This window comes from Akkermansia muciniphila, assembly GCF_900184965.1.
GTDB lineage: Bacteria > Verrucomicrobiota > Verrucomicrobiia > Verrucomicrobiales > Akkermansiaceae > Akkermansia > Akkermansia muciniphila_A.
In genome coordinates, this window is record NZ_FXYA01000214.1 from 194290 (window position 1) to 206357 (window position 12068).

General features: G+C 57.2%; 7 protein-coding genes and 1 tRNA gene. 3 read left to right on the forward strand and 5 right to left on the reverse strand.

The window, feature by feature from the left end:
* Positions 1 to 5: 5 nt before the first annotated feature.
* Together CI070_RS10705 and CI070_RS10710 are read right to left on the reverse strand one after the other, a co-directional pair.
* On the reverse strand, positions 6 to 6356 hold the full coding sequence (locus tag CI070_RS10705; protein ID WP_094135850.1) for an alpha-2-macroglobulin family protein: 6351 nt from the start codon (positions 6354 to 6356) through the stop codon (positions 6 to 8).
* A 140-nt stretch (positions 6357 to 6496) separates the two neighbouring features.
* Positions 6497 to 7684: an iron-containing alcohol dehydrogenase gene (locus CI070_RS10710; protein WP_094135851.1), complete on the reverse strand. Its 1188-nt coding sequence runs from the start codon at positions 7682 to 7684 to the stop codon at positions 6497 to 6499.
* Between the two features lie 485 nt (positions 7685 to 8169).
* Between CI070_RS10710 and CI070_RS10720 the strand changes: the two genes are divergently transcribed.
* Both CI070_RS10720 and CI070_RS14235 read left to right on the forward strand, forming a co-directional pair.
* Positions 8170 to 8244 (forward strand) — tRNA-Arg (locus CI070_RS10720).
* Positions 8245 to 8600: 356 nt separating this feature from the next.
* Positions 8601 to 9128 (forward strand): methylated-DNA--[protein]-cysteine S-methyltransferase, encoded by a 528-nt coding sequence (locus CI070_RS14235; protein WP_094135881.1) that lies wholly within the window; start codon positions 8601 to 8603, stop codon positions 9126 to 9128.
* Between the two features lie 40 nt (positions 9129 to 9168).
* Here CI070_RS14235 and CI070_RS10730 read toward each other — a convergent pair whose 3' ends face one another.
* From CI070_RS10730 to CI070_RS10740, 3 genes are all read right to left on the reverse strand, one after another.
* Positions 9169 to 9612, reverse strand: coding sequence for a hypothetical protein (locus tag CI070_RS10730; RefSeq protein ID WP_143245538.1), 444 nt, complete (start codon positions 9610 to 9612; stop codon positions 9169 to 9171).
* A 120-nt stretch (positions 9613 to 9732) separates the two neighbouring features.
* A complete protein-coding gene (locus CI070_RS10735) occupies positions 9733 to 10254 on the reverse strand; it encodes a hypothetical protein (protein ID WP_094135854.1) in 522 nt (173 codons plus the stop codon).
* A gap of 80 nt (positions 10255 to 10334) precedes the next feature.
* Positions 10335 to 11243 (reverse strand): hypothetical protein, encoded by a 909-nt coding sequence (locus tag CI070_RS10740; protein WP_143246913.1) that lies wholly within the window; start codon positions 11241 to 11243, stop codon positions 10335 to 10337.
* Between the two features lie 124 nt (positions 11244 to 11367).
* Here CI070_RS10740 and tsaB point away from each other — a divergent pair, with 124 nt between their 5' ends.
* Positions 11368 to 12036 (forward strand): tRNA (adenosine(37)-N6)-threonylcarbamoyltransferase complex dimerization subunit type 1 TsaB, encoded by a 669-nt coding sequence (gene tsaB, locus CI070_RS10745; RefSeq protein ID WP_179218328.1) that lies wholly within the window; start codon positions 11368 to 11370, stop codon positions 12034 to 12036.
* Positions 12037 to 12068 lie beyond the last annotated feature (32 nt).

The window sequence follows — 12068 nt, forward strand, 5'->3', positions numbered from 1 at the left end:
AGGTCTTATGGCATGGAAATGCCGATTTTGTGTTCCCGGCTGTTGCCGCGGAGTTCCGGGGCGTACATGGCCTCAATGACGGCCGGAAGGGCGCTGAAGCGTCCCGGACGTTCCGCGCGCAGGCGGTGGCTGATCTGGTACTGGCCCATGGGCAGGGAGGAAAGGAAGAGGCGTATTTCTTCATCCCCTATTTCCCTGTAGCCGGAAACGGTTCCCAGCCGGGTGTAGCCGCTGGCGGTTTCCCGGGATTCGCAGCCTGCGGGCTTGGGGTCCCGGAGCATGAGGTATTCCACGTCGTTCTTCGTTTTCACGGTCATCACCACTTCAATGATGTCGCCGCTGGCGATGACGTCCCCGTTTTTCAACAGCGTGCGCCGTGTCAGGTCTCTGCCCTGGGAGACGAGCTCCCCTGCATCCGTCTGGGTGTCCTTCACGGAACCGTCTTTCACCGTTTCCTTCCGGATGCGGTAGTAGGAGCGTTCCACGGTGACGGCATTCCCCGCGGCGGGAATGGGATCTTCCAGGGAGAAGTAGCTGAGGGTGGAATGGGCATAAATGTTCCCTCTGCCCTTTTTCCTGCGGATGGTGATGACATGGCTGCCGTCCGTCAGGTCTTTCCCGCGCATGCGGAAGGCGTTGTCAAAGGTGAACAGGGTTTCTTTCGTGCTGGAAACCGTTTTAACCGGAACGCCGTCGTACAGGATTTCCGCTTCCATGTCCTCCATGCCTTCCCTAGTCTGGAGAAGATAGGCGGACAAGGCTTCCAGACAATCCGCCGTATCTTTGGTGGAGTCCCAGTAGGAACCGTTGGCGCGGTTGTCGAGCAGCCATTTTGCCAGGCGCGCCGTGACGGGATTGCCGGGGTCGCTCTTGGCCATCAGTTTCAGGTAGGCCGCCTGCGTGGCCGTGCCGCTGCCGTACCACCGCCACCAGTAGCCTTCATTGGGAAGGCGCAGCCAGGCGGTTTGCAGGGAGTCGTCCTGCTGGAGGAACTGGGAAATGATGGGCATTACCTTCTTGAAGTCGTCCATGCGGTGGGCGTCCAGCAGGATTTCCGCCAGTTGAATCTGGCTGATGACGGGAAGTTCCAGCCTGTCGCGGAACAGGCAGCGTTCCATGGGAAGGTTTTTGACGCCGCATTCCGCCAGGACGGAGTAAACCAGGGCGTCCGTCGCGGAGGCCATCAGGCGGTAATCCCCCAGCTTGCGGATGGCTTCCTTCTTTTTCGGTTCGTCCGGCAGTTGTTCCAGTTTCCGGTATTCGTCTCCTTTTTCAAGAAGAGCTGTCTGGCGTTCCTGATAGTTTTTCAGCCAGCGGACGGCTTTGGAAAGCATCCCCTCCGGGACATTGACCGTGTTTGAAGCAATCTTCAGGCCGTGCGCCACATGGGCCGTCATGACGGGGTCCCCTTCGCTGGCTCCTCCGAACCATCCCCAGGAACCGTTGGAGAGCTGTTTCTCCCGGAGGGAGGAGATTCCCCTGGCGGCCATCTTCTTCAGCGCGGCTTCATCATAAACGGGGTTGCGTTCCAGCTTCTTCATGACGCTGTCATGGAAGGCCTTGTCCCTAATGTCCCGGGGATTCAGATTGCGATGGCTTGTCAGCGCCGCTCCGGGATTCAGGCCGAGCTGCTTGAGCGTGTCCATGACGACGAGAGCAGGCAGGAAACGGTTGAGCGTCTGTTCCACGCAGCCGTAGGGGTATTCCGCCAGATAAGGCAGCGCTTCCACCATGCTGAGGGCGATGCTGGGGGAGACCTTGACGACCAGTTCGCTTTCCTCCCTGCGCCGCTGCTGCGGCAGGGAAATGGAGAGCGTCTTTTCCTGTTCTCCGGAGAGCACTGCGGCGCTTTCCGCATGGAGCTGCTTCATGCCGTGCACCAGTACGGGAAAGTTCATCTGCATGGCGTCTCCGGTAGAGCCTGCCGCCGCTTCCATGGCGACGGCGGCGGTTCCCTCCCTGACGGCGGAGGTCCACCAGTTGACGACCGTCTGCCCCTGGGCGGGAACGTCCACTTCCCGCGCGGCTGAATTGTCCGAATCTGCGGAAAGCCCCTTCACGGCCGGAGCGTCAGCCGGGAGAAGTTCCAGGCAACCGTTTTTCAGGGAAATGGAAACGCGGGCGCGGATGTTTTTGTCCGTCCGGTTGCGGATCAGGGCGCTGAGCATCACGACATCTTTTTCCACAAAGAAGCGCGGGGCTTGCATGCTGACCATGAAGTCCTTCGTGGTCAGGAATTCCGCGGAAGCCTGCCCCACCTGCAATCCGGGGGTGATGACCCAGGCTGAGGCTTTCCATGTGGTCAGATTGTCCGGCATTTCCACAGGGACGGCAACGTTTCCTTCTTCATCCGTTTTGAGCGTGCCGCACCACTTGATGCAGTCCGCAAAATGGGTGCGCAGTTGAATATGCGGGGAACCGTTTTCCTGTACGTCCGCATTTCCCTGTTCGGCTGCATGGGAATCACTTTTTGCGCCTTCCTTGTCCACTGCCATAGCCATGGCCGGAGCGGCGGCGGGGGCTGCCGCTCCTGTAGCCAATACGCGGCTTGCGGCGGCATCAGCGCCGGAATCGAGTTCTGCCTCCGCAAAGCCGTTGACGGTTCCTTTGGCCTTTCTCACCATAGGGCCGTAATTTTTGTAGAGCAGGGATTGGAAATAGGGCTGGTCCGGACCGCGGTCCTGCTGCGTTCCGGAAGCCGTCATTTTTTTCAGGCTGAGGAAGCCGGTTTCGTTCAGGCTGCCCCATACGGTTTTGGCAATGTCCGTAATATTGGGGCGCGCAATGTATTCCAGAGCCTTGTCATAAATGGCCAGGGCGACGACGCCGTTTCTGACGGGGGTGCCGTCCGGCCCCTTGACCTGAATGCTGACGTTGCCTTGTTCACCGGGCCGGTATTGGGATTTGCCCGGCGTGACGGCAGGTTCCAGAATCTGCCCGGAGGGCGGAATCAGCAGTTCGGCGGAAGTCGTATGAAGTTCTCCGTTTCTGACGGTGAAGGCGTTGACGCCCATATTGGGCATGTCTTCCCGGGTCAGGCGGCATTCCACAAGGGCTGTCTGCCGGTCCAGGGGAACCAGGCTGCGGGATTCGTTTTTCCAGGAGTTTCGCAGGAAGGTCCAGACGCGGGCGTCCGGATAATCAGAGGTGACGAGCAGCCTGGCCGTATCTCCCGGAGCGTATTCCTTTTTGTCCGGAGTGATGGAAAGGGGATTGATTTTAAAAGGATTCTGTTTGCCCTTGCCGTAGGAAAGGAACTGGAAGGTCTCTTCCACCCTGTTGTCGTGCCCGTCCTCCAGGGTTGTGGAAAGGGCATACAGGCCGGATTCCCCGGTCTGGAAGGACAGGGAGGCTTCCCCATCTTTTCCGGTGGCTATGTTCCAGGTTTCCAGAGTTTCCCGTTTGCCGTCCGCACGGATATGCCGCAGGACGCAGGTTCCCCTGGCATGGGCAATTTTGGCGCCATCCGCCGTGGCTGCGGTAATGGATGCCTGAACCGGCGTTCCGGCGGGGGCATAGCCGCGATTCAGGGTGGTGAAGATATTGAACGGACGGAACGTGGCAATGACCTGTCCGGAAGCGGCAACTTCCCGCAGGGAGGCGTCCGTCACGCTGACGGAAACGCGGTAGGTGATGTTGCTGGAGGGGAAATCCCGGGCATCCTGCGCTGTGGATAATTCTACGGATGCTTTTCCGTCTTTGTTCAGCGGAACCGTCTTTTCCAGGACAGTCAGAGGCGCATCCGGGAAAAAGGGAATGCTGTACGGGCTGAAAGACCTGTCGTACAGCCAGCTCCATTTCCAGTAAGGCGTCCAGACATCCGCTCCCAGCGTCCGGGTAATCGTGATGGTTGCTTTTCCCTCGCTTACGGGGCCGCCCGCGTAATAATCCGCCTGAATGGCGACGGGAATGGGCTGACCCAGCCGGACTGGTTTGGCGGGGGCATCCATTCTGACGGAAAATTCCGGCTTTTTATACTCTTCCATCCGGAAAAGGGGGGCATACAGCCGGAAATCCGGGTCTGCGGAGTCATGCAGTTTCAGCTTGGCTCCGTACTGGCCCAGCGGAGCTCCCGCGGGAATAAGCAGTTCCAGTTCAAAGCTGCCTGTGGAATCCGTCGTAACGGTTTTTGGCGGGAAAATGCTTTCATCCCCTGTTGGGGAGGCAATGGTCAGCGTCAGTTTTTTCCCGGCGCAGTCTTTTGTTCCGGGATTCGCGATGTCCGGGCGGAAGAGGACGCCTTTGAAACGGGCCGTCTGTCCGGGGCGGTACACGGGCTGGCTTTCCAGGAAAAAGCAGGAATAGGAGTCGGAGGCCTTGTTGGCCGTATCCATGAGGTAATTGCCGGATTCCCAGCCGTAGTCAGATATTCCCGCCAGCACATAACTTTCCCCCTTGGAAGCGATGCCCAGGAACATGTTGTAAGAGGGTTCTCTGGAATCGCGGGGAGGTATTGTTTCCACCATGGCTCCGTCCTTGTCCGTGATCCCTTTTACCTGGCGTTTTTGGAGCGTTTTATCCTGCCGGTAGCGTAGGAACCGCAAGCTGCCTCCTTCCACGGGCATTCCCGTTCCGGCGTCCGCCAGGAACCAGAGATTGCCTTCCGGAACGGAACGGCGTACCAGCACCATGTCCGACAGAGTGAGAAAGCGATGGAATCGGTAGCCATTTTCCAGGGTGACGGTAAGCAGATACCAGCCGGGCTTGCGGGTGGGAACGGGAATATGGGCGATGTAGTTCAGGTGCCGGTCCCCGGGAGTCAGGGCTATTTCTTCCCCCTTGATTTCCTCCCCCAGATAGCGGGCACAGGATGAGTCATGCAGCAGGTTGGAGAGCAGGTTTCCCAGATTGGAATACCCGTTTCTGTAAGCTTTTTCCAGCGTTTTGGAGGTCTGGATCTTGTCCATGCGCTCCTCCTGCCACCGCTTCATATCTACGGGGCGGACCGCTACGCAAGCCCGGGAGGCGTTGCGGTAGGAGAAGGAGACGGTCACCGATTCTCCTGCCAGCAGTGTCCTTTTATCCGTATCAAATGTCCCGTTAGGTTTCGTGATGGAGGCGATGCGTTTCTTCAGGTTGTCCGCCACGTTCAGAAATTCCTTCCTGTCTTTCTTGTCCCAGGATTGCGCGTTCCAGTTCTGAAGGGCTTTTCTTAATAACTGCGCGGCGGCGGGCCTCTGGTTGCGGGCCAGGAACTCATCCGCTGCCAGATGGGCGGCATTGACGTAATCATCCGGCTCCGGAGTTATCCGGACGGCGGAAGCAATCCGGATGAAATCATAATCCGGGGGAAGGGTGGCGAGCAGGAATTTACCGTTGCCCGTCCGGTCGGTTTTAACGACGGTCTGGTTCGTTTTTAATTCCGCCGGGTTGACGCCCGCCACCATGCCCGCATTGCCGGGACCGTACACGAATTCCTGATCCGGCGCCGTATTGGCATAAGAGAACAGCCGGCGGCACCAGGATGCGGTGAAATAATTGACCTGGTTGGCCAGTTCCGGATTCGCCTGAATGGCGGCGTCCAGCAGCCAGCGCATGCGTTCTCCGTCGTTTTTAGCCGTCTCCCAGGAGGAAGAGGCATGATAAAAGACGACTTCCGGCTTCCCCGTTTTGGCATTGACCTCGACGGGCACGGTGGCGACGTTCCGGAACGGGGAGGCTTCCTCCCTGGCGACGTACCCCGGCAGTTCCTCCAGGCTGGTGAGGTTCCCCAGGGCGGCGTAAGCCTGGAAGGGGGAAGGGGAACTGTAGCGGCTGCCTTTCACCAGCAACGCCTGCGCCGTGATGAAGCGCAGTTGCCCCAGAAGTTTCATGTTGTTGTCCTTTTCCGCCAGCCGCATGGCCTTGACAAGGCACCGCAGGGTTTCCACTCGGTCCCTTGCTTCTCCGGAATATTCCCCATCCCATGGTCCGGCGCCACGGATATAGGCGCCGTCCACCAGTTTGAACGTATGGCAGGCGTTCTGGTACAGGAGCGCGGCGTCCATCAGGAAATACGGGTTGCCGCCGTGACGCTTCATCTGTTCCTGCAAAATGGAATTCAGATTGATGGAATCATCCAGGGCATTGAGACGGGTAAGAGCCTGGCAGTAAAGAAGCAGATCTGTCCCACTGTATTGGTCGTCATATTCATGGAGTTGTTTCAGGGCCTGTTCCGCCGCTTTTTTGAACAGCCTTTTACCCAGAAGCTTTTCAATGTTTTCAACAGCTTGCTTCCTTTGCTGCGGGGAAACAGGGGAATTTTTAACTTCCGCAGGGGCATGTTGTTGCGGAGGGGTGGAGGCGTCCACCGGAGACGGCATTCCTGAGGCCAGCAATCCTGCCGCCAGAAAAAGAGCGGAAAAGAATCTGTTCATTCCGCCAGACTACTTCCAAGTAAAATCGTTGGCAAGTTGCAAGTGGGTTACGGGAAAAGGGAGAGTGTCTTAATGCTGTTAACAACACCGGGAGCGCTGGAAGGCCGGGAACTTCATGAATGGATGTTTTACCCCTTTCGTCATGCGTGTTGCAGATTACTGCAACCCAGTTTGTAGATGGCCTGGATGTCCCGGACATCCAGCTTTTCCAGGCTTCCGACGGAGCCGCGCACACTGATGGCCTGTTCCGCCATCAGGGGGAAATCCCCGGGAAGGATGTCCAGCTCCTCCATAGTCGTCGGAAGCCCTAATTCCCGGTAAAAACGTTCCAGACGGGAAATGCCTTCCCGGATGATGGCCTCCGGTTCCCGGAAAGAACCTTCCACACCCATCACATTCACGGCGAATTGCACGAATATTTCCTGGTGTTTGGGGGAAACATACTTCATCCACGCCGGGGTGACGACGGCCAGGCCTGCGCCGTGGTCCACATGGTACAGTGCGCTCAATTCGTGTTCCATGGCGTGGCAGCCCCAGTCCTGTTCGCGGCCTACGCCCAACAGGTTGTTGTGGGCGATGTTGCCGGAAAACGCAATCTCCGCCCAGGCGTTGTAATCATTTAGGTCCCCGTTCAGGATGCGGGCGTTTTTCATGATGGTGCGCAGGGTGGCTTCACAAAGGCTGTCGGAAAGGTCCGTATGCAGGGTTCTGGTGAAATAGCGCTCAAAAATGTGGCTCATCATGTCGCTGACGCCGTTGGCCATCTGGCGGCGCGGGAGCGTGAAGAACAATTCCGGATTGATAATGCTGAATACGGGGCGCAGTTTGGGGGAACCGTACCCCAGTTTTCTTCTGGTCTCTTCATTGGTGATGACCGTATTCGGGCTGCTCTCGCTGCCTGCGGCGGGAATGGTCAGCACGGTGGCGACGGGCAGAGGGTCGGACTGAGGCTGTTTTTTGGAAAGGTATAGTTCCCATACGTCCCCTTCGTAGGGCACGCCCAGCGCAATCGCTTTGGCAGAGTCAATCACGCTGCCTCCTCCCACGGCCAGCACGAGGCCCAGACCGTGTTCCCGGCAGAGGTGGATGCCCTCATACACCAGGGGGAGCGTGGGGTTCGCCTGAACGCCTCCCAATTCTTCATACTCCACGCCGGCGGCTTTCAGGGACGCCGTGACGGCATCGTAAAGACCGGAACGTTTGATGCTGCCGCTACCGTAATGGAGCAGGATTTTTTTGCCTAACGGCTTGAGAAGGGTTCCCGTTTCATGGTGGGTGCCTTTTCCGAAAATAAGAGTGGTTTTGTTATCGTAAACGAAGTTGAGCATGGCGGGAATGATACGGCAACGCTACGGTCCTTCCGCTCCCTGCTCAAGATTTTTGTATGGCCTGTTCCCTTTCCAGGGGGCCGTTCTGGAGGATATGCTCCCATGCAGGGTTCCGGTTCGCCTCTGTTTTCCCGGAATTGGCTCATCTGGACGGAGCTTTCTGGGAACTGTTTTCTTTCCGTTGTTTTTGGCGATAATATTCAGCAGGAATGATTCTCTGCGGGAGTGGGGGCGCCTTCCGGCCCCAAGGGGGCAGCGGAAGACGGTTATTTCATTATTCTGGGCCGCTTCCGGCAGGCAATCAGAACAATGACCGTCTCCGTCCAGGGAAGAGCGGGGAACGGAATGAGAACAGGAAGTTGTGAAAATCCGGGAAAATCGTTCTGGTGAACACTGTTCAAAATCACGATGCATGGCATACTCATTCTGCTTTTTGCTTGAGCGCGGAGGACTTCCCGTTTATTGTCGCGCACGGGCCATGTACGGTCCCCGTAGTTCAATGGATAGAACGGGTCTCTCCTAAAGACTAGATGCAGGTTCGATTCCTGCCGGGGACGCCACCCAAAATTATTCAGAGCCTTGCATCAGCATTAAAAACGCGAGGATTTTGCTTCTCTTTTGCGGGGCCTCGTGGAGGTTGATTGAATTGGGGTGATTCAGGGGGAAAGCCGGTATCCGGATGAGCGGCGCCCGTTCGGGGAGGACGTGATAACCTGGGATTCATGTCCGATTGGAAAAAAAGCAAATGCGGAAGAAAGATTGCAGACAGCAGGGAAATGTGCTAAAGATTATAAGAGAAGAGCCTTTGGGACGGAACATGATGCTTTGAGACATGAACCGGGCAGGCATGGAGCAATGCTTTCCAGCCGTACAAGGGATGGATGAAAGAGCATTATGCAATGACAAGGACAAGAAGATGGAGGCAATTAACATCATCCGTTATCTGTCGCCCGTTGGAGAAATGATGATTGGCTCCCATGGCGGCAAGCTTTGCATTTGCGACTGGGCGAGGGAAAAACGCCGCGGCACGATAGACCGCCGCATTTGCCGGCGTCTCAACGCTGAATATGAAGAAGGGACTTCCGAGGTTATTGAACAGGCGGTAAGCCAGCTCCGTGAATATTTCCAGGGGGAACGCAGAGACTTTGATATACCCATTGTATTTACGGGATCGGAATTTCAAAATTCAGTCTGGGGGGAATTGATGAACATCCCTTACGGTTCCACCATTTCCTATGCAGAGCTGGCGCGCCGCATTCATCATCCGAGGGCTGTCCGGGCTGTAGCGTCCGCTAACGCCACCAATCCCATCTCCATTTTCGTGCCCTGTCACCGCGTCATTGGCAGCAATCAGAAACTGACAGGTTACGGCGGGGGGCTTGATGCCAAACGGGAATTGCTTGCCCTGGAGGGGCGGGTAAGCGGCAGAATGCTGGTCTTGTGACCCGGTGATGTGCGGGGCAGGCAAGGACGTGTCAGGATCTTTACCATTTGAGGAGGGTATTTCCTCCCTGGGCGAATCCGGAGAGCAGGGTACCCATTGCTGAGGTTTTCTGGGCTCTCGCATTGGCGCGGCCCATGTATTGCTCCATGTTGGCGCGGTTGTACAGGGATTGGGCGTTTCTCATGGCTTCCGCCGCTTCGTCCTGAATCCGGGTTTGCAGGCGCGTCGCCAGAGCCTGTTCCCTGATGGGAACGGAACCTTCCCGGAGCAGGGAGGATTGGGCGGCGTCCAGTCGGGCTTCTCCCATTTGGCGCGCAGCGTCCTGCTGCATGCGTTTGGCATTTTCCATCCCTGTCTGTTTTTGGAGGTCCGCTTCGTTCCTGAGTGTGGCGGCATTGGCATCCGCCGCCTGTCTGGTGGCTTCCGCGCTTTTTTTCTGTGCAGACGCGGACGCCGCGCCTGCTGCCGCTGAAGTAGCGGCCAACGTTATTATTCCCAATGATGCTGGATCAAATCCCATGCGCGCATTCTGATATGAAAAACGGTTCAGGCGCAAAACGCCTGAACCGTTCGACATGAATCAGGGTTTGGCGCAGAAGGGGGATTATTCAATCACGATGCTTTCAATGTTCAGCACCGGACGTTCCGGAGTGGAATGGGGATCAATGGTTCCGGTAATGATGACGGCGTCCTGTTCTTTCAGCCCGTTCACGCCTTTGGCGGAGTGTTTGATGGGCTGCCCCTGTTCATCCACGAACTGGACGGTCATCGTATTGTTTTTCCGTATTTCCACCGGTACCGTACCGGAGGCCCAGACTCCCTTCTCCTTCATATTGACCAGGAGCTGAGCCGGGTCCCCAATGGTGAAGGAGGCAATGTTCTTTGAAAAGACGGGGTCATCTCCGATCACTGCTCCCTTGACGGTGACTTTGTCGCCCGGAGCCGCTTTTCTGGCATCTGAAACGACCAGGGCGCGTGGCAGGCCAACCATATTTTCCGCGAATCTCACGGCCATCTTCTGAGTAATGTTCTGGTCGGAAGTGAGGGCGTTTACCGTTTCCTTGGGATTGCAGCCCATCAGGGAAACTGAAGCCATCGTCAAAATAATCAAGCGTGTGGTATGCATGGAAGCTCCTTTCTATCGAAAGGTTGGATTCCTTTTCTCCTTCTGCCGTTCATCATTCCGTGTAAGGAAAAGAATATTTTTTACAGGAACAGCCCGGCAGCCAGCATGGCGAGGTCCCTGAGAACGTCCCACAATTTTTCCGCATTGTGGATGCAGTCCGCCAGAAAGCGGTGGAGGCTGACGGCGTTGAACAGGCGCAAGAGCGCCAGGAAGAGAAGAAGATTGGCAAAATATACGAGAATCAGAGAGAAAAAGGTGCCGTTGTCCGCCAGGTCCGGCTGATCCTTGGGAATGATCCACGCCGTCCAGAACAGGTGGAAGCACCACCAGAAGCCCAGGCCGGAATAAAGAAGGGCCTGGCAGGTGACCGTAGGCCAGAAGATGTACGTTACACCCCATACCAATCCCCACAGCATGGCCCAGAGAGGCAGGAAATAGGGGGAAAGGGAGATAAAGATGTTGTTTTTATCCGTCTGGATGTAACCTCCGTCCAGATCCGCTTTGAAAGCATGGATGGAGCCGCGGCTGCAAATAACCGCCAGCGCGTGCGTCAGTTCATGCCCCAATACGTACAGGTACAGCAGGGAGGACGTGAACAGCCTGCTGCTGCCCAGCACCACCCACACGGCAGCTCCCATCAGGGCGTACCATACGGGAATGGAGAAGAGGATATTGAGGCTGCCGGAGGCATGGGCCAGCTGGTCGCACAGGGACATGGCCGTGATCAGGGCCAGCGGGAGCAGGATAAGGGTGGCTACGGCATGTCTGGTGAACCGGGTTCTGCGCGGGAGGTCCATGAAGGAAAATTCCTGGCATTCGTCCTCCCAGTATTCGGAGGAGACCTGGGCGCGGTAAGTCTTGTCCCAGGCGTCCCGGTTGCATTGCCTCATCATGTCGCCGAGGCTTGCCGCGGATCTTGGTTTCCGGGCGGTTTCTGCATACCGGCGCCAGTCCTGGCGCGGCGGTGTGTGTCTGGAGGCCTTGGGCATGCGGTGTGAGGTCTGAAGCCAGCATAAAGGGACTTGGCGAGAAATGCGAACCAAATTTGCCTCTTCCGGAAACCGGAGGAAAAAATGTTTTATGCGCGTTGGATGTTCCTGTATAATCCGCCGCATGCAAGATGTCCTGCTGGTTCTGGAAACTTCCTGTGTGCAGTCTTCCGCTGCGGCTTGGTGCGGGGAAAGACTGCTGTGCCAGACGGCATGGAGAGCGGAGCGCAATCATTCTTCCGCTATTTTCAAAGCGGTACGGCAGGTCCTGGATGCTTTGGAAGGGCGGCGTTTGAAGGAAATCGTGGTAGGTTCCGGTCCGGGCTCTTACGGCGGAATCCGCGTCGCGCTCGCCGTGGCGGACGGTCTTTCCCTGGTGCACGGTTCCCGCGTGGCGGCTTTTTCCTCATGGAACGGGCTGGATTTGCTGCATGGGAAGGCCTGCGTAATGTCAGACGCCCGGCGTGGCGGCTGGACGTGGGGGAAGCTGGAAAACGGCGTTCTGACGGATGTGCCGGCAGTATTGTCCGCGGAGCAGGCCCGCGCCTGCGTGGCGGAGTGTTTGGAAAAAGGCGTGCCCGTTTTTTCCACGGAAACGGAGGAACATCTGACCGCCCGGGAAATGTCGGGGATTGTTCCCGTGTGTCCTTCTGCGGGGGCGCTCGGAGTCGCGTGGATGGCCCAGACGGAGGCCCGCAGAGAAGAACTTCTGGAAAGTCCGGCGGAACCGCTGTATATAAGGGCTCCGCACATCACCCGCGCCAAACGTCCCGCATGGGCCGTGAAGGCGTAATTAAGGTTTGACTTTCTGGAAGATTGTTAGAC

Bases quoted from the DNA above. Each gene is read 5' to 3' on its own strand.
- CI070_RS10740 (WP_143246913.1), bottom strand. From the start codon at position 11,243: ATGCCCAAGGCCTCCAGACACACACCGCCGCGCCAGGACTGGCGCCGG.
- CI070_RS14235 (WP_094135881.1), top strand. From the start codon at position 8,601: ATGGAGGCAATTAACATCATCCGTTATCTGTCGCCCGTTGGAGAAATG.
- CI070_RS10735 (WP_094135854.1), bottom strand. From the start codon at position 10,254: ATGCATACCACACGCTTGATTATTTTGACGATGGCTTCAGTTTCCCTG.
- tsaB (WP_179218328.1), top strand. From the start codon at position 11,368: ATGCAAGATGTCCTGCTGGTTCTGGAAACTTCCTGTGTGCAGTCTTCC.
- CI070_RS10705 (WP_094135850.1), bottom strand. From the start codon at position 6,356: ATGAACAGATTCTTTTCCGCTCTTTTTCTGGCGGCAGGATTGCTGGCC.
- CI070_RS10710 (WP_094135851.1), bottom strand. From the start codon at position 7,684: ATGCTCAACTTCGTTTACGATAACAAAACCACTCTTATTTTCGGAAAA.